An 18,056-nucleotide genomic window follows, 5' to 3' on the forward strand; every position below is an offset into this window, starting at 1 on the left:
CCTGAGAGCGAGACCCATGTTCGAGCGCATCCTCATCGCCAACCGCGGGGAGATCTCCCGGCGGATCACCCGGACCGCCCACCGCCTCGGGATCGCCGCGGTCGCCGTCTACTCCGAGGCCGACGCCGCGTCACTGCACGTCCGCGAGGCCGACGAGGCGGTGTGCGTGGGCCCGGCCGCCCCCGCCGAGTCCTACCTGAACGTCGACGCGATCCTCTCGGCCGCCAAGGACACCGGCGCCCAGGCCGTCCACCCCGGGTACGGGTTCCTGGCCGAGAACGCCGAGTTCGCGCGCCGCGTCGCCGAGGCCGGGCTCGTCTTCATCGGCCCCACCCCCGAGCAGCTCGAGCAGTTCGGCGACAAGGTGACCGCCCGCGCGGCCGCGACCGCCGCGGGCGTCCCGCTCGCCGCCGGCACGGCCGCGCTCGACACCGCCGAGGAGGCCGTCGCGGCCGCCGAGGCGATCGGCTACCCCGTGATCGTCAAGGCCTCCGCGGGCGGCGGCGGCATCGGGATGCGCGTCGCCGAGGACGCCGCGGCGCTGGCCGAGGTGTTCGCGAGCGTCAAGCGCCTCGCCGCCGACAACTTCGGCGACGACTCGGTATATCTCGAACGCTATGTATTGCACGCCCGGCACGTGGAAGTCCAGGTCTTCGGCGACGGCGGCGGCCGCGTCGTCTCCCTCGCCGACCGCGACTGCACCCTCCAGCGCCGCCACCAGAAGGTCATCGAAGAGGCGCCCGCCCCGGGCCTCCCCGACGCCGTGCGCGAGCAGATGCACGCCGCCGCCCGCGCGCTCGCCGCGACCGCGGCGTACCGCTCGGCCGGCACGGTCGAGTTCATCTACGACCCCGACCGCGAGGAGGCGTCCTTCCTGGAGTTCAACACGCGCCTCCAGGTCGAGCACCCCGTCACCGAGGCGATCCTCGGGATCGACCTGGTGGAGTGGATGATCCGCGCCGCCGCAGGCGACACCGCCTTCCTCGACGGCCTCCCCGACACCGGCCCCGCCGCCACCGGCGCGGCCGTGGAGGCCCGCGTCTACGCCGAGGACCCCGCCCGCGGCCACCTCCCCAGTGCCGGGCTCCTCACCTGCGTCGACTTCCCCGGCGATGCGGGTGCGGCCGTCCGCGTCGACACGTGGATCGAACGCGGCCTCGAAGTCCCGGCGACCTACGACCCGATGCTCGCCAAGGTGATCACGACCGGCGCGACCCGCGCCGACGCCTGGTCCGCCCTCGCCGACGCGTTGGGCGAGACCAGGATCGAAGGCGTCCACACCAACCTCGGCCAGCTCCGCGCCGCGGCCGTCGACGCCCGCGTCCTCGCCGTCGAGCACGACACCGCCACCGTCGCCACCATCGAGGACGCCTCGCCGCGCATCGACGTGGTCGCGCCCGGGGTCCTCACCACCGTGCAGGACTTCCCGGGCCGCATCGGGTACTGGCAGGTCGGGGTGCCGCCGTCGGGGCCGATGGACGACCTGTCGTTCCGGCTCGGCAACCGGGCCCTCGGCAACGACGAGGGCCTGCCCGGCCTCGAGTGCACGATCGCGGGCCCGACACTGCGGTTCGGCGTCCCCGTCACCGTCTGCGTCACCGGCGCCCCCGCTCCGGTCGCATTGGACGGCGAACCGGTCGAGCAGTGGACGCCGATCGCGGTCCCCGCCGGCGGCGAGCTCGCGGTCGGCGCGATCTCCGACGCCGGCGCCCGCACCTACATCCTCTTCCAAGGCGGCCTCGACGTCCCGACGTTCCTCGGTTCGGCCTCCACGTTCCCGCCCGGCCGCATCGGCGGCTACACCGGCGACCAGCTCCGCGCCGGCGACCGCCTCCTCCCGGCCGCACCGGTCGGCGCCGCCGTGCCCGCCCCGGTCCCGCTCGAGGACCGGCCCGCGTTCGGCCACGAGTGGACCCTCGCCGTCACCCCCGGCCCGCAGCCGGCCCCGCACTACTTCACTGTCGAGGACATGGAGCGGATCTACGCGGCCGACTGGTCCGTGCAGGTCCACGCCGGACGCTCCGGCGTCCGCCTCGACGGCCCGCGCCCGCAATGGGCCCGCACCGACGGCGGCGAGGCCGGACTCCACCCGTCCAACCTGCACGACAACCCGTACTCGGTCGGCACCGTCAACTTCACCGGCGACACGCCCGCGCTGCTGGGCCCCGACGGTCCCAGCCTCGGCGGCTTCGCCTGCCCGTTCACCGTGACCACTTCGGACCGGTGGAAGCTCGGGCAGCTCCGCCCCGGCGACACCGTCCGCTTCCTGCCCGTCTCCGAAACGGAAGCGGACCGCCTGCGCGCCAAGCCCGTCGCGGCGCCCGTGCCGCTCGTGAACGCCGCCCGCGACGAGGCCACGCTCGCCGCGATCGACGCCGGCGACGACCGGCCCGCGGTCGCCTACCGCCGCGCCGGCGACGACGCGGTCCTCCTCGAATACGGCCCCATGCACCTCGACCTGGCGCTGCGCATGCGCGTCGGCGCCCTCATGGACGCCCTCGCCGCCGCGAACCCCGCCGGGCTCATCGACACCACCCCGGGGGTGCGCTCCCTCCACCTCCACGTCGACCCCGACGTCCTCCCGATCCGCACCCTCACCGGGCTCCTCACCGAGCTCGAGGCCCACCTGCCCGACACCGCCGACATGGTCGTGCCCTCCCGCGAGGTCCGGATGCCGATCTCCTGGAACGACTCGGTCGTCGATGAAGCCATCGCCCGCTACTCCACCAACGTCCGCGACGACGCCCTGTTCAACCCCTCGAACATCGAGTTCATCCGCCGCATCAACGGCCTCGACTCGGTCGAGGACGTCGCCCGGATCGCCACCGCCGCCGAATGGCTCGTCCTCGGCCTCGGCGACGTCTACCTCGGCGCCCCCGCCGCGGTCCCCGTCGACCCGCGGCACCGCCTCGTCACCACCAAGTACAACCCGGCCCGCACCTGGACCGCCGAAGGCACCGTGGGCATCGGCGGCTCCTACATGTGCATCTACGGCATGGACTCCCCGGGCGGCTACCAGCTCGTGGGCCGCACCGCCCCCATCTGGGCCGGCCTGCGCGACCTCGCGTCCTTCAAGGACGGCCTGCCCTGGCTCCTGCGCTTCTTCGACCGCGTCGTCTTCGAACGCGTCTCCGAAGAAGAACTCGCCGAGACCCGCCGCGACCTCGCCGCCGGCCGCGCCGAGATCGACATCCGCGAAGGCACGTTCGCCTACGCCGACTACCGGCGCCTCCTCGCCGACAACGCCGAGTCGATCGACGCCTTCCGCACCCGCCAGTCGGCCGCGTTCGAAGCCGAACGCCGGCGCTGGGCCGACGCCGGCGAGTTCGACCGCGACCACACCGAACCGGCCCCCGCCGGCGGCGCCGCCGTCGACCTCGCCGACGGCGAGACCCTCGTCGAGGCGCCGATGGCCGCCAGCGTCTGGCGCGTCAACGTCGCCGAAGGGGACACCGTGACCGCCGGCGACACCGTCGTGGTCCTGGAGGCGATGAAACTGGAGATGCCCGTGGCGTGCGCCGTCTCAGGGAAGGTGACGCGCGTGCTCGCGAACCCGGGCGACCAGGCCGCGCCCGGCGCGCCGCTCCTGGTCATCCGATAGGCCACGTGGACAACAAGACAGGGGACCGAGTGAACACCACCGCACGAGTCGCGGCCGCCTACGCCCGCATCGCCGAAGCCGACCGGCCCGAGGTCTGGGTCAGTCTGCGCGACGAAGCCGACGTCCTGGCCGAGGCCGCCCGGATCCAGGACCGCCTCGACGCCGGCGCCGACCTGCCCCTCGCCGGGAAGGTCTTCGCGGCCAAGGACAACGTCGACGTCGCCGGCCTGCCCACGACCGCGGGCTGCCCCTCGTACGCGTATGAGCCCGCGCGCGACGCCACCGCCGTCGCGCGCCTGCGCGCGGCCGGGGCGATCTGCCTGGGCAAGACCAACCTCGACCAGTTCGCGACCGGCCTGGTCGGCACCCGCAGCCCCTACGGCGCCGTCCGCGCCGCCGCCGACCCCGAGCGGATCTCCGGCGGCTCCTCCTCCGGCTCGGCCGTCGCGGTCGCCCTCGGCGTCGCCGACTTCGCCCTCGGCACCGACACCGCCGGCTCCGGCCGGGTCCCGGCCGCCCTCAACGGCATCGTCGGCGTCAAGGCCAGCCTCGGCCTCGTCCCCGTCGACGGCGTCGTCCCCGCCTGCCCCTCCTACGACTGCCTCACCGTGTTCGCGCCCGACCTCGCCGCCGCCGTCGAAGCGATCGGCGTCATGGCCCGCACCGAACCGCTCGCCCCCGGCGCGCCGTGGCCGCGCGACGACCACCCCGCCTCGCGGCCCTGGCCCGCCGACGCGGTCCTCGCCGCCCCCGCCGACGCGCGCGCCGCCGTCCCGATCGACGCCAACCTCGCCGGACTCGACCCCGACTTCCGGCCGTTGTGGAACGACGCGATCGCGCGCTTCGCCGCCGCCGGCGTCGAACTCGTCCCGGTGGACGTCCAGCCGCTCCTGGACGCCGCCCTGCTGCTCTACGAAGGCGCGCTCGTCGCCGAGCGGTACGCCGCGTTCGGCGCCCACATCGACGCCTGGCCCGCTGACGCCGACCCCACGGTCGCCGAGATCGTCAGAGGCGCAGGCAAGTTCAGCGCCGCCGACCTCGTGGCCGACCAGCAGCGCCTCCGCGAGGCACGCTTGCGCGCCGACCGGCTCCTGCACGGCTTCGACGCGCTCCTGCTCCCGACCGCGCCCCTGCACCCCCGCATCAGTGAGGTCCAAGCCGACCCGATCGGCGTCAACGCCGCCATGGGCACCTTCACCAACTTCGTGAACCTCCTCGACATGGCGGCGGTCGCCGTCCCCGCCGGGGCCGCCGGCACCAAGGGCTTCGGCGTCAGCGTCATCGTCCCGGCCTTCCGCGACCAGGTCGCGATCGACCTCGCCGCGCGCGCCGGGGGAGCGGACGCACCGCTGTTCGCGCCCGCCGCGGCCGAACTCGTCGTCTTCGGCGCCCACCTCACCGGGATGCCCCTGAACCACGAGCTCACCGACCTCGGCGCCCGCTTCGCCGGCGAAGTCGCCACCGCCCCCGCCTACCGCATGTACGAACTCGACACCCGGCCCCCGAAACCACTGGTCGTCAGGGCCGACGACGGCGCGAGCCTCCCCGGCGAACGCTGGCTCCTCAGCCCCGCCGCTCTCGGCGCCTTCCTCGCCGCCCTCCCCGCCCCCATGACCCTCGGCAAGGTCGAACTCGCCGACGGCACCTGGGCCACGGGCTTCGTCGCCAGCGCACCGTCGGGTGAGGACATCACCCACAAGGGTGGTTGGCGCGCCCACCGCACTCCCTGATCCCTTGCGCAGCAGTACGAGCCCGAAGGCCGAGCGCCCACGTGTTTGCCGTCCCCCGATACCGTGAAGTCAGGAGACAAAGGTGGTGCGGGCATGAGTGACGAGGCGAGCGAGGACGCGTCGAGCGACGAGCAGGTAATCGACCTGACCTTGGCCGCTCGCGAGGGCAAACTGGAGCGCGTGGTCGGCCGCGACCCCGAGCTCGACCGCATCTTGCGGACCCTGAGCCGGAGGCGCCGCAGGCAACTGCTCCTCGTCGGCGAGTCCGAGGTCGGCAAGGGCGTATTCTGCCGAGTGGCGGAGACGGTGGAGGGCGGCAAGATCGCGCTGCTCGATGAGCTGTTCGGCGATCTGGACGTGGAGAACCTCGCCGTCAAAGCCATGCGGCACGAGTACGTCTCTTGGCAGGACGAGCAGGAAATCCCGATCATCTGCATCGACCGCGTCGAGGCGCTGTCCGGCTTCGTCCGAGGCCGGGAATCCGATGTCGACCTGCTCCTGTGGTTCATGACTTGGATGAACCTGCCGGTGGTGATGACCACCCGCCCCGATGACGCGCTCGCTCGCACCCTCGCCGACTTCCCCGCGATCGAGCGCATCGACCGCATGACGGTCGTGGAGCTACCCGCCGCCGAATCCGTGGAAGCAGCCCGGACCGCCATCGCACCACTCGAACACCATCACGGCGTCTCCATCGCCGACGAGGCCGCGCACGCCGCCGTCGCGCTCGCGGACCGGTACCTCACCGACCGGCCGCTCCCTGCGAAGGCCCTCGACCTCGTCGACGACGCGTGCGCGCTCGTGGCCCTCCACCTCGCCCGCAAACCGCAGGAGCTGGCGGACCTCGAGTCCGAGATCGCCCAAGCACAGCAAGCGCTCGCAGACGCGGTCGCCGCCGAGCAGTTCGAGGAGGCTTCGCTCCTGCGACGGCGGATGACGACGCTCGAACTGCGGCAGGTCACGGTCGCCGACGCGTGGCGGACCGGCGAGCTGCACGGGCGGGCCGTCGTCGACGCCCGAGCGGTGCTGGCGGCGACCGCCGACCTCACCGGCATCCCTGCCGACGAACTCGAATACGAGGCTGCGGCGCCGACCCGGACCGGTGGCGCGTACGGCCCCGCTCCGACCGAGCCGCGCCTGCCGATCCGGGCCGCCTCGACCGCGCTGCTGATCGCCAACGGCCGCTACCACGACCCGTTCATCGAGGACATCCCGGCCGCTGGTAACAACCTGGAGGACCTCCACGCCTGCCTCGCCCACCCCGCTCACGGCACCTTCGCATCCGACCGCGTGATCCCCATCGACACGCTCGACTACGCCGAGCTCGCCACGATCGCCGACGCCGCGCGGGACACCGCCGACACCTTGCTCGTCTACTACTCCGGGCACGGCTTCGTCGCCGACGACGGCCGGTTCTATCTCGGGATGCGGGGGACGAGCCACGACAAGTGGAAGCACACCGGCATGCCGTACGACCAGCTCCGCAGCGCGGTGATCGACAGCCCCGCCGCGAACAAGCTGATCGTGCTCGACTGCTGCTACTCCGGCCAGGCAATCGACATGCTCGCCGATCCCACCGGCCTCGGCGGCCAGCTCGACGTCGAAGGCACCTATGTCCTGACGGCGAGTTCGGCGACCCGCCTCGCCCATGCCCCCGAAGGGCACCGCAACTCCGCCTTCACCGCCGAGCTGATCACGATTCTCGCCGAAGGCCTGGACAACGGCTCCGAGGTCATCCGCGTCGCCGAGCTCTATCCGCGCCTGCGCTCGAGCCTCGCCGCCAAGGGGTTCTCCGACCCGCAGCAGCGCGGCACCAACAACATCGGACAGCTCGCCATCGTCAAGAACCCCTTCGGAAAGGACCGTGAAGATGCCTGACTCCGATCAGCTCGCCATCTCCGGCGACCCCGCCGAGGTCCGTGAACTCCTCGCGATGCTGCGCCGCGACGCCGAGCTGCGGGCGGCGCGGCCCGAACTGGTGGTCCCGGAGCCGGTCAGCGGGCAGCTCGGCGGGGTCGCGGACACGATCACCGCGCTCGTCACGAACGACGCCGTGCTGAGCGCGGCCACGACGACCGTCGGGGTCTGGCTCGGCGCTCGGATCCGACCCACCCGCATCCGTGTCAAGCGCGGCGAGACCGAGGTCGAAGTGGAGACCGTCAGCGGCAAGCGGGCCGAAACCTACGCCCGCGAACTCCTCGACAAGCTGTCCGAACCGGGGGAGTAGCGCGGGGACGGCTGTCATACGGCCGTGCAACGATCGGCGGATGGATTTCCCCGACCTCCAAGCCCATCTCATCGACGAGGCCGCCCGGTTCCGGGCCGCCGTCATTTCGGCCGCACCGGACGCCAAGGTCCCGAGCTGTCCCGAGTGGACGGCCGTCGACCTGCTCGACCACCTGGCTGAAACGTACGACCACAAGACCCAGTCGATGCGCCTGATGCGCCGGCCCCGCGAAGACGACGCCATCAGCCGGCCCGGCGGCGCCGTGGACCGCTTCGACGCCGCGCTCGCCGACCTGCTCGCCGAATTCGACGACCGCGGCCCCGAATCGCTGTCGTACACCTGGTACGGCCCCGACCAGACGACCGGCTTCTGGATCCGCCGCATGGCGCACGAGACCGTGGTCCACCGCGCCGACGCCGAGCTCGCCGCCGGACTCCCCATCGGTCCCGTCGACTCGGCGCTCGCGCTCGACGGCATCGACGAGATGCTCATGGTCATGCTCTCCTGGGGTTCGAAGGCGTACCGGGACTGGGCGGCCGACAGCATCGCCGAGAACGACGGCCTGCAGGTCGGGGTCCGGGCCGGTTCGCGGTCGTGGACCGCGATCGTCAGCGTCGCCGGCATCGACATCGCCGACGGCGACGCCGCGGGCACCGCCGCGACGGTCTCGGGGACGCCCGGCGAGGTGCTCCTGTGGCTGTGGCGGCGCCTGCCGCTCGACGCGCTCCCAGTCGAAAGCGACCGCGCCGCGGCGGCCGCCTTCTACGACCTGGTCGAGGAGTTCGCACAGTGAACTCCGAGCGCACAGTGAACGACGAGCAGATCGCCCGGGACCTCGCCGACCGGGCCGAGATCCCCTACCCCGGCGAATGGCAGCGGCCGCCCTTCCGCGAGCTCCGCCTCGGCGACCGCGTGTTCGCGCTCGTCGCCTCCGACCCCGGCCTCAGCGACATCGGCGTCGACCGCGCCGACGGCGGCGTGTGGCTCCTGCCCGCCGAAGGCGAATCCGCACAGCTGAACACGAGCGCCGCCGCGTTCACCGCCTGCTCGAAGATGTACGCGGCCGCCGCCGCCGAGGCCGAACGCCTTGCCGCAGCAGACGTCGGCGACGACGAGGACGAGGACCGCGGCGACGCCTTCACCGAGTACGTCCTCGAACGCCTCGCCGCCGTCGACCCGGTCGCGGTGGAGGACGAGAACGGCCTCTGGTCCGTGGCCGCCGAGGAGCTCGGCTACAGCCTGCCGCTGTGACGTCGGAGCGCTACGGCCGGACGCCTGCGGGCTTCGCGCGCGACCGCCTCTGCGAAGCCCGCTGCCGCCCGCCGTCCGTCACCGACACGATGAAGACATGACCTCACCCGACTCCTGCATCATCAGCCTCCTGGTTCGGTTGAACGGAAGCCGTATTCCGATGCAGTCCGTCCCACCTGCGGCAGGCCCGTCCGAGGGTGTCCGTCCAATCGCTCATTCGATGAACCCCTCGCTCTTGCAGGGCGGACGGAAGTCGGTGCCGTTCCAGCACAGTTGCATCGTGTAAAACTCTCCAACCTTGACGTTGAAGGTCTCCGTGTTGCAACCGGCGTCGCCGCCGTCGGTGACCTTGAGTATCACGAAGGTGTTGTTGTAGAGGCGCCCGGTCACCGAGGCCCCGTCGCTGTTGGTGTCGCAGACCTTGAATTGGTCGGTCTCGACGTCGATATGGGTCATCGTGCCGAGCTGGTTGCCGTCGATGTCGTTCAGAATCAGGAAGGTGTTGGCGGCCTGGGCCTGACCGGTGGCGAAGATGAGCAGCGCGGTCATAGCCGCGAGGACGACGATCGCCCGTTTCGCGATTCGTATCGGCATTCACTTTCCTCCGGGCGTGCTTCGATATCTGTCCCGTTCGAGTCTTCGCGGTCGGGACACGGGTCCCGCATGAATGCCGCACGCATCGTGCACGGATCCGAGTGCGGCCGCCTTCGACCGGGTCGACCCGGCCATGTGACGGCTGCCGCCCGCGACACGGGCGGCCGGCGTCGGAGACGAGTGAGGATCGTCCGGCCAGGACGACGGACCAGGGCCCGAGATCGCCGCGGGTCCTACGCCTGCAACGCTGTCGCCGGGACGGCCACCGGCCGGCGCGCCGCCAGCGCCCGGTCCAGGTCCGCGATGAGGTCCTTGGGGTCCTCGAGGCCGATCGAGAGCCTGACGAGGCTGTCGGCGGGCCGGGCGTCGGCGGTCACGGGGCGGTGCGTCAGCGCGGCCGGGTGCTGGATCAGCGAGTCCACGCCGCCCAGCGACACCGCGTGCGTGAACAGCCCGACCGCCGAGGTCACGTGCCGGGCCTGCTCGTAGCCGCCGCGGAGGTCGACGGCGATCATCGCGCCGGCGCCGCGCATCTGCGTGCCGAGCAGCCCCTGCGGGTCGCCATCGAGGCCGGGGTAGTGGACGCGGGCGACGCCCTGGTGGGTCCGCAGCCACGCGGCGATGCGCTCGGCACCGGCCTGCTGCGCCCGCACCCGGATCGGCAGCGTCGTCAGTCCCCTGTGGAGCAGGTAGGCGCCGAGCGGGTGGAGCAGGCCGCCGGTGACGGCCCGGACCCGCCGCAGCGCGGCCGCGGTCTCGTCGCCGCAGGCGATGACGCCGGCGACCACGTCGCCGTGGCCGCCGAGGTACTTGGTCGCGCTGTGCAGCACCATCGACGCCCCGAAGTCGATCGGGTTCTGCAGGACCGGGGTCGCGAAGGTGTTGTCCACCAGGACCGGGACGCCTTGGGCGGCCTCGACCACGGCGCGGATGTCGACCAGGTCCAGCGTCGGGTTCGCGGGCGTCTCGAGCACCACCATCGCCGTGTCCGGCCGCACCGCCGCGGCGACCTCGGCCGCGGTGCAGAACGTCGTCTCGGTCCCGAGCAGGCCCGTCGACAGGAGGTGGTCCGTCCCGCCGTACAGGGGCCGGACGGCCAGCACGTGCCGCCGCCCCGTGCCCGCGGTGGCCGCCAGGATCGCGGCGGTCATCGCCGCCATGCCCGAGGCGAACGCCACCGCGGCGTCGGCGTTCTCGAGCGCCGCCAGGGCCGATTCGAACCGCGCGACGGTCGGGTTCCACAGCCGCGCGTACACCGGGCCGCCTTCGGGCGTCGGGGCGCCGCCCGCGGCCATGGCCTCGTACGAGGTGCCGCCGGCCTCGATGTCCGGCAGGGGGCTGGTGGAGGACAGGTCGATCGGCAGGGCGTGGACGCCCAGTCCGGCGAGGTCCTCGCGGCCGGCGTGAACGGCGATCGTGTCGGGTTGCAGCCACGGCGATGTCATGCCCAGACTCTAGGCAGAACCACAACCTGCTGCAATACTTGCCGCAGGAACCCGCGGCACCGGCCGGTATCGATGCGGTTTCCGCGAAAGGAGCCGTCATGGCGGGGGAGCAGCCGAAGAAACCGCAACCGCCGGTGGCCCTGGACGGCACCGACCTGGCGATCCTCGCCGCGCTCGTGGCGGACGGCCGGACCACGAACGCGGCGCTGGCGGCGCGGGCGGGCGTGGCGGAGTCGACCTGCGCGTACCGGGTGCGGGCGCTGCGCGAGTCCGGGGTGATCACCGGCGTGCGCGCGCACCTGAGTCCCGAGGCGCTGGGGCGTCCGCTGCACGCGATCATCAAGGTGCGCTTGGGCACCCACAGCCGCGAGTTCGTGCACCACCTCTACGGCCGCCTGGTGGACCTGCCGGGGGTGCTGACGGTGTTCCACGTCGGCGGCGACGACGACTTCCTCCTGCACGCGGCCGTCGCCGGCCCCGAGGCGCTGCGCGACCTGATCCTGGAGCACATCACGGTGCATCCGATGGTCCGGCAGACCGAGACCCAGCTCGTCTTCGAGGTCCGCGAGGGCCGCGGGGTCCTGCCCGCATGACGAGGGCCCGGACCGTGCCGGTCCGGGCCCTCAAAACACACTGCGGACCTACGCGATGCGGATGGTGTTCCAGCTCATCGCGGGCAGCTCGATCGTGATGGTGCCGTCCTTGACGGTGACGTCCCCGTTCGCGGCCGGGGCGACGCGGTCCTGGTCGTCGAGGGTGTTCTTGGCGTCGCGCTCGCCGGTGAGGGTCGAGACGGTGACGTCGCCGGCCTGGATCGAGGAGGCGTCGATCTCGAGGGTCATCGGGGTCTCGAGGTCGCGGTTGACGGCGAAGACGGTGACCGAGCCGTCCTCGTTCGCGACGGCGACCGAGTGGAGCGCCGGGACCTCGCCGAACTTCTTCGTCTCGAAGACCGGGGAGTCGGCGTTGACGTTCAGGACCGTGCCGCGGCCGTACTTGGACGCCTCGGCGAACGGGAAGAACGTGGTCTGGCGCCAGGCCGGGCCGCCCGGCTCGGTCATGATGGGGGCGATCACGTTGACGAGCTGGGCCAGGCAGGCCGCGGTGACGCGGTCGCAGCGGCGCAGCAGCGTGATCAGGAGCGACCCGAACACGACGGCGTCCATCGCGGAGTAGACGTCCTCGAGCTGGCGCGGGGCGACCGGCCAGGGCTCGTCGCGCTCGCCGGAGGGCGCGTGCATGTACCACACGTTCCACTCGTCGAAGGAGATGTTGATTTTCTTGTCGCTCTTGAGCTTCGCGCCGACGGCGTCGGCGGTGGCGATGACGCCGTCGATGAACAGCTCCATGTCCTGCGCCGAGGCCATGAAGGAGGCGAGGTCGCCGTCCTGCGGCTGGTAGTAGGCGTGCGCGGAGATGTAGTCGACCGACTCGTAGGTGTGGGTGAGAACCTCGTTCTCCCAGGCGCCGAAGAACGGCATGCCGCGGGAGGAGGAGCCGCAGGCGACCAGGTCGAGGTCGCCGGAGCCGTCGATCATGCGCAGGGCGCGGGCCGTCTGGTCGGCGATGCGGCCGTACTCGGTGGCGGTACGCTGGCCGATCTGCCAGGGGCCGTCCATCTCGTTGCCCAGGCACCACAGCTTGATGCCGTAGGGCTCCTCGTCGCCGTGGGAGCGGCGCAGGTCCGACCAGTAGGTGCCGGAGGGGTGGTTGGCGTACTCGAACAGGTCGAGGGCCTCTTGGAGGCCGCGGGTGCCGAGGTTGACGGCCATGTTCGGCTCGACGCCGACGGTGCGGCAGAACTTCATGAACTCGCCGAGGCCGAACTGGTTGGTCTCGGTGACGCCCCAGGCGAGGTCGAGGCGGCGGGGACGGTCCTCCTTGGGGCCGACGCCGTCCTCCCAGCGGTAGCCGGAGACGAAGTTCCCGCCGGGGTAGCGGATCATGGTCGGCCCGAGTTCGCGGATGAGCTCGAGGACGTCCTCGCGGAGGCCGTCGGCGTTGGCGCTGGGGTGGTCGGGCTCGTAGATGCCGGTGTAGACGCACCGGCCCAGGTGCTCGACGAAGGATCCGAAGAGCCGTGCGGGGACTTCGGCGACGGTGAAGCGGGGGTCGAACTCGATGCGTGCGCGGTGGTGGTCGGCCATGATCGCCTCCGGTTGGACTGCGTGGTGAGCGGGAGCCCGGTCCGCGGCGGGACCGGTTGCGGTGACGCTACCAAAGATCGCTTTACCGGTACAGTACGGGGTGCGTCACCGGGTCGATTCAGAGTTCGAGCGCCGTCGACGCGCGGGCGACCAGTTCGGGCTGGAACACCACGTTGCGGTGGGTGTGGTCGCGGCCCTCGGCGATCTCGTCGAACAGCAGCTGCGCGGCCGTGCGGCCGAGCTGCGCGCGCGGCTGGCGCACCGACGACAGCGGCACGGCCGCGGCGGCCGCGAAGTCGATGTCGTCGTACCCCACGATCGCGCACTCCTGCGGGACCTTCACGCCGTGCATCGTCAGGCCCTGGAGCGCCCCGAGCGCGACGAGGTCGTTGGCGCAGAACACGGCCGTGGGCCGGTCCTCGCTCCCGAGCATCTGCTCGACCGCCTCCCGGCCCGCCTGGAAGTTCAGCCCCGGGGTCGCGAAGACCTCCAGCTCCACGGCGGACTCCTCGCAGACCTCCCGGCACCCGGCGAGGCGGTCGGCCACCTGCGGGATCGATGCGGGCCCGCCGATGAACGCGATCTTGCGGTGCCCGCGCTCGACCAGGTGCTGCGCGGCCAGGCGGCCGCCGTGCACGTCGTCGACGGCCACCGAGCAGTGCGGGTGCCGGCCCGCGCCGCGGTCGACCAGGACCACCGGGATGTCGTGCCCTGAGAGCCGCTCGATCCACGACGCCGACGAGTCGTCCACCGGCGTGATCAGCAGCCCCAGCACGCGCTGCTCCTCGAGGAGCTCCAGGTGCCGGCGCTCGCGGCGCACGTCCTCGCCGGAGTCGCACACCGTCACCACGCCGCCGGCGGACTCGACCAGCGGCTCGGCCCCGCGGACCACGTCGGTGAAGAACGGGTTCGCCACGTCGAGGACCACGATGGCCACCGTGCGGCTGCGCCCGGCCCGGAGCTGGCGCGCGGAGTCGTTGCGCACGTAGCCGAGATCGGCGATCGCGGCCAGCACCCGCGCCCGGGTCTCCTCGGCCACGGCCTCGGGCCGGTTGAGCACATTGGAGACCGTCCCGACCGAGACGCCGGCCGCTCGAGCGACGTCCTTCATACTGGTAGTGGTCATGGTCACCTCAACGAGTCTATCGGGGGGCAGGGGTGCCGACGGGCGGTGAAACGCCCGCCGGGGCCGCCGGGGACGGGATCGACGCTCGTCGAAGCTCCAAGGGATTGAAACGGTTCAACGACGAACGGCGAGCGTGAGGAGCATATACCGAACCGTGTTCGAATTTCTTCCCGGCCGTGCCTTGACAAGCGCTTACTTCGCGTTCTAGTTTAGCGAAACCCAGTCATGAAACGATTCAAAAACACGGCGTTCACACGCCGCGCCCCGCACCCTTCAGGGAGGAACCCGTGACCGCCGCGCCACCCGACCGCCGGCCGCCGCTGCCGGACCCCTCGTCCGGCTCGCGAGCGTCGCTCCAACGCGTGTGCTTCACCCTCCGCGTCAAGCCCGAGCGCCTCGCCGAGTACCGCGAGCGCCACGCCGCGGTCTGGCCCGACATGCTCCGCGCCCTCGCCGCGACCGGGTGGACGAACTACTCCCTGTTCCTGTCCGAGGACGGCCTCCTCGTCGGCTACCTCGAGACCGCCGACTTCGACGCCGCCCGCGACGCCATGGCCCGCACCGAGGTCAACGCCCGCTGGCAGGCCGAGATGGCCCCGTTCTTCGAAGGCACCGGCGGCGCCAACGCCGACGACTCGTTCCACGTCCTCACCGAAGTGTTCAACCTGGAGACCCAACTGGCCGCGGCCGACGCCGCGGCTGAAGGAGCCGGCAAATGAGTGACCGCACCCCGTACGCCAAGCAGGTGCTGGCGGGCCAGAGCATCGAGATGCCCTCATGGGCGTTCGGGAACTCCGGCACCCGCTTCAAGGTCTTCGCCCAGCAGGGCGTCCCGCGCGACCCGTACGAGAAGCTCGCCGACGCCGCCCAGGTCCAGAAGTACACCGGCGCCGCCGGCTCGGTCGCCCTGCACATCCCCTGGGACAGGGTCGAGGACTACGCCGACCTCGCCCGCCACGCCGCCGACCTGAACGTCCGCATCGGGACCATCAACTCGAACACGTTCCAAGACGACGACTACATGCTCGGCTCGGTCTGCCACCCCGACAAGAAGATCCGCCGCAAGGCCACCGACCACCTCCTCGAATGCGTCGACATCATGGACGCGACCGGCTCCACCGACCTCAAGCTCTGGTTCGCCGACGGCACCAACTACCCCGGCCAGGACTCCATCGCCGGCCGCCAGGACCGCCTCGCCGACGTCCTCGCCGAGGTCTACGAGCGCCTCGGCGACCACCAGCGGATCCTGCTGGAGTACAAGCTGTTCGAGCCGTCGTTCTACACCACCGACGTCCCCGACTGGGGCACCGCCTACGCGCACTGCCTCAAGCTGGGCCCCAGGGCCCAGGTCGTCATCGACACCGGCCACCACGCCCCCGGCACCAACATCGAGTTCATCGTCGCGTTCCTGCTGCGCGAAGGCAGGCTCGGCGGCTTCGACTTCAACTCCCGGTTCTACGCCGACGACGACCTCATGGTCGGCGCCGCCGACCCGTTCCAGCTCTTCCGCATCATGCACGAACTGGCCCTGCGCGAGGTCATCGGACCTGATTCCGGCATCGCCTACATGCTCGACCAGTGCCACAACATCGAGCCGAAGATCCCCGGCCAGATCCGCTCGATCATGAACGTCCAGGAGGCCACCGCCAAGGCCCTCCTGGTCGACCACGACGCGCTCGCCGCCGCCCAGGCCGCCGGCGACGTCCTCGGCGCCAACGCGGTCCTGATGGACGCCTACAACACCGACGTGCGACCGCTCCTGGCCGAGGTCCGCACCGAGCAGGGCCTGGACCCCGACCCCCTCGCCGCCTACGCCGCCAGCGGCTACGCCGAGGAGATCAAGGCCGCCCGCGTCGGCGGCTCCCAGGCCGGGTGGGGCGCGTAATGAGCACTGTCGACGACCTCATCACCCGCTCCAACCGCCTCGGCGCGGACAAGCGGAACACCAACTTCGCCGGCGGCAACACCTCCGCCAAGGGCACCGAGGCCGACCCGGTCACCGGCGCCGACGTCGAACTGCTGTGGGTCAAGGGATCCGGCGGCGACCTCGGCACCCTCACCGCCTCCGGCCTCGCGGTGCTGCGACTGGACCGCCTGCGCGCCATGGCCGGCACCTACCCGGGCGCCGAACACGAGGACGCCATGGTCGAGCGGTTCGACTACTGCCTCCACGGCCGCGGCGGCGCCGCCCCCTCCATCGACACCGCCATGCACGGCCTCGTGGACGCCGCGCACGTCGACCACCTCCACCCCGACTCCGGCATCGCCTTCGCGACCGCCGCCGACGGCCCCGCCCTCACCAAGGCGTGCTTCGGCGACCGCGTCGTGTGGGTCCCGTGGCGCCGCCCCGGCTTCCAGCTCGGCCTCGACATCGCCGCCGTCAAGGCCGCCAACCCGCAGGCCATCGGCTGCATCCTCGGCGGCCACGGCATCACCGCCTGGGGCGACACCTCCGAAGCGTGCGAAGCGAACTCGCTCGAGATCATCCGCGGCTGCGAGGCCTACCTCGCCGAGCACGGCAAGGCGAACCCCTTCGGCGACCGCGTCGCCGCATGGGCCCCGCTCGCTCCCGAGGCCCGCCGCGAGCGCGCCGCCGCGCTCGCACCGGTCGTCCGCGGCCTCGCCTCCACCGACCACCGCCAGGTCGGGCACTTCACCGACGCACCCGAAGTCCTCGACTTCCTCGCCTCCGCCGAGATGCCGCGCCTGGCCGCCCTCGGCACCTCCTGCCCGGACCACTTCCTGCGCACCAAGGTCCGGCCCCTCGTCCTCGAGACCGCCGCCGACGCCCCCCTCGACGACGTCATCGCCCACCTGCGCGAGCGCCACGCCGCCTACCGCGACGACTACCGCGCCTACTACGAGCGGTACGCCGAACCCGACAGCCCCGCGATCCGCGGCGCCGACCCGGCGATCGTCCTCGTCCCGGGCGTCGGCATGTTCTCCTTCGGCCCCGACAAGCAGACCGCTCGCGTCGCCGGCGAGTTCTACGTCAACGCCGTCAACGTCATGCGCGGCGCCGAATCCGTCTCGACCTACCGGCCGATCGAGGAGTCCGAGAAGTTCCGCATCGAGTACTGGTCCCTTGAGGAGGCCAAGCTCCAGCGCCGCCCCAAGCCCAAACCGCTCGCCGGGCGCATCGCCCTCGTCACCGGCGCGGCCGGCGGCATCGGCAGGGCCACCGCCGAACGCCTCGCCGCCGAAGGCGCCTGCGTCGTCGTCGCCGACCTCGACGCCGGGAAGGCCGCCGCCGCGGCCGCCGCGATCGGCACCGCGGACGTCGCGGTCGGCATCGCCTGCGACGTCACCGACGAGGCCGCGGTCGCCGCCGCGGTCGCCGAGGCCGCGCTCGCCTTCGGCGGCGTCGATCTCGTCGTCAACAACGCCGGCCTGTCCCTGTCCAAGCCGCTGCTCGACACCACCGCCGCCGACTGGGACCTCCAGCACGACGTCATGGCCAAGGGCTCCTTCCTCGTCTCCCGCGAGACCGCCCGCGCCATGATCGACCAGGGCCTGGGCGGCGACATCGTCTACATCGCCTCCAAGAACGCGGTGTTCGCCGGCCCCAACAACATCGCGTATTCGGCGACCAAGGCCGACCAGGCCCACCAGGTGCGCCTCCTCGCCGCCGAACTCGGCGAGCACGGCATCCGCGTCAACGGCGTCAACCCCGACGGCGTCGTCCGCGGCTCCGGGATCTTCGCCTCCGGCTGGGGCGCCGAACGCGCCGCCGTCTACGGCGTCAAGGAGGAGGAACTCGGCAAGTACTACGCCGGGCGCACCCTCCTCAAGCGCGAAGTCCTGCCGTCCTCGGTCGCCGACGCCGTCTACGCCCTCGTCGGCCCCGACCTCGGCCTCACCACCGGCGTCCACATCCCCGTCGACTCCGGCAACCCCCAGGGGTTCCTGCGATGACCCCCGCCCCGCCCGCGGCC

At 72.1% G+C, this 18,056-nt stretch carries 14 protein-coding genes; 10 read left to right on the forward strand and 4 right to left on the reverse strand.

The features are described 5' to 3' along the window. Nucleotides 1–16: 16 nt before the first annotated feature. The 6 genes from uca to GFD30_RS27970 all read left to right on the forward strand — a co-directional run bounded on the left by uca (nucleotide 17) and on the right by GFD30_RS27970 (nucleotide 8,809). Nucleotides 17–3,601: an urea carboxylase gene (gene uca / locus GFD30_RS15910; RefSeq protein WP_153026181.1), complete on the forward strand. Its 3,585-nt coding sequence runs from the start codon at nucleotides 17–19 to the stop codon at nucleotides 3,599–3,601. A 29-nt stretch (nucleotides 3,602–3,630) separates the two neighbouring features. Continuing rightward, nucleotides 3,631–5,331 carry an allophanate hydrolase gene (gene atzF / locus GFD30_RS15915; RefSeq protein WP_322633299.1) on the forward strand — a complete coding sequence of 567 codons (1,701 nt, stop codon included), beginning with the start codon at nucleotides 3,631–3,633 and terminating at the stop codon, nucleotides 5,329–5,331. 93 nt (nucleotides 5,332–5,424) lie between these two features. After that, the gene (locus tag GFD30_RS15920) at nucleotides 5,425–7,209 is read left to right on the forward strand and encodes a caspase, EACC1-associated type (protein WP_153026182.1); all 1,785 of its coding nucleotides are present in this window, start codon (nucleotides 5,425–5,427) and stop codon (nucleotides 7,207–7,209) included. Then, on the forward strand, nucleotides 7,202–7,558 hold the full coding sequence (locus GFD30_RS15925; protein ID WP_153026183.1) for an effector-associated constant component EACC1: 357 nt from the start codon (nucleotides 7,202–7,204) through the stop codon (nucleotides 7,556–7,558). Before GFD30_RS15920 ends, GFD30_RS15925 begins: the two co-directional genes overlap by 8 nt. 40 nt (nucleotides 7,559–7,598) lie before the next feature. Continuing rightward, nucleotides 7,599–8,351 (forward strand): maleylpyruvate isomerase family mycothiol-dependent enzyme, encoded by a 753-nt coding sequence (locus GFD30_RS15930; protein WP_153026184.1) that lies wholly within the window; start codon nucleotides 7,599–7,601, stop codon nucleotides 8,349–8,351. Beyond that, nucleotides 8,348–8,809 (forward strand): SUKH-4 family immunity protein, encoded by a 462-nt coding sequence (locus tag GFD30_RS27970; RefSeq protein WP_322633300.1) that lies wholly within the window; start codon nucleotides 8,348–8,350, stop codon nucleotides 8,807–8,809. Before GFD30_RS15930 ends, GFD30_RS27970 begins: the two co-directional genes overlap by 4 nt. A 213-nt stretch (nucleotides 8,810–9,022) precedes the next feature. Here the strand turns inward: GFD30_RS27970 and GFD30_RS15940 are convergent, their stop codons facing one another. Together GFD30_RS15940 and GFD30_RS15945 are read right to left on the reverse strand one after the other, a co-directional pair. Next, the gene (locus tag GFD30_RS15940; protein WP_153026185.1) at nucleotides 9,023–9,403 is read right to left on the reverse strand and encodes a hypothetical protein; all 381 of its coding nucleotides are present in this window, start codon (nucleotides 9,401–9,403) and stop codon (nucleotides 9,023–9,025) included. Between the two features lie 233 nt (nucleotides 9,404–9,636). Beyond that, the gene (locus GFD30_RS15945; RefSeq protein ID WP_153026186.1) at nucleotides 9,637–10,848 is read right to left on the reverse strand and encodes a trans-sulfuration enzyme family protein; all 1,212 of its coding nucleotides are present in this window, start codon (nucleotides 10,846–10,848) and stop codon (nucleotides 9,637–9,639) included. Between the two features lie 98 nt (nucleotides 10,849–10,946). On the opposite strand from GFD30_RS15945, the gene GFD30_RS15950 reads away from it, so the two are divergent. After that, complete coding sequence (locus GFD30_RS15950) at nucleotides 10,947–11,441, forward strand: Lrp/AsnC family transcriptional regulator (protein WP_153026187.1); 495 nt, start codon at nucleotides 10,947–10,949, stop codon at nucleotides 11,439–11,441. A 48-nt stretch (nucleotides 11,442–11,489) separates the two neighbouring features. Here the strand turns inward: GFD30_RS15950 and arfA are convergent, their stop codons facing one another. Continuing rightward, a complete protein-coding gene (gene arfA / locus GFD30_RS15955; RefSeq protein WP_153026188.1) occupies nucleotides 11,490–12,995 on the reverse strand; it encodes an arabinosylfuranosidase ArfA in 1,506 nt (501 codons plus the stop codon). Between the two features lie 118 nt (nucleotides 12,996–13,113). Next, nucleotides 13,114–14,121, reverse strand: coding sequence for a LacI family DNA-binding transcriptional regulator (locus tag GFD30_RS15960; protein ID WP_153026189.1), 1,008 nt, complete (start codon nucleotides 14,119–14,121; stop codon nucleotides 13,114–13,116). Nucleotides 14,122–14,441: 320 nt separating this feature from the next. Between GFD30_RS15960 and GFD30_RS15965 the strand changes: the two genes are divergently transcribed. Genes GFD30_RS15965 through GFD30_RS15975 form a run of 3 tightly spaced genes read left to right on the forward strand, consistent with a single transcriptional unit; the run spans nucleotide 14,442 to nucleotide 18,036 of the window. After that, entirely contained in the window at nucleotides 14,442–14,840 is a 399-nt protein-coding gene (locus tag GFD30_RS15965) for an L-rhamnose mutarotase (RefSeq protein WP_153026219.1), read from the forward strand. Beyond that, entirely contained in the window at nucleotides 14,837–16,006 is a 1,170-nt protein-coding gene (gene rhaI, locus GFD30_RS15970; RefSeq protein ID WP_153026190.1) for an L-rhamnose isomerase, read from the forward strand. The genes GFD30_RS15965 and rhaI overlap by 4 nt, the downstream gene beginning before the upstream one ends. Next, entirely contained in the window at nucleotides 16,006–18,036 is a 2,031-nt protein-coding gene (locus GFD30_RS15975) for a bifunctional aldolase/short-chain dehydrogenase (protein ID WP_153026191.1), read from the forward strand. The genes rhaI and GFD30_RS15975 overlap by 1 nt, the downstream gene beginning before the upstream one ends. Nucleotides 18,037–18,056 lie beyond the last annotated feature (20 nt).

Source organism: Glycomyces albidus (assembly GCF_009451885.1).
In the GTDB taxonomy this organism is placed as follows: Bacteria; Actinomycetota; Actinomycetes; order Mycobacteriales; family Micromonosporaceae; genus Glycomyces; species Glycomyces albidus.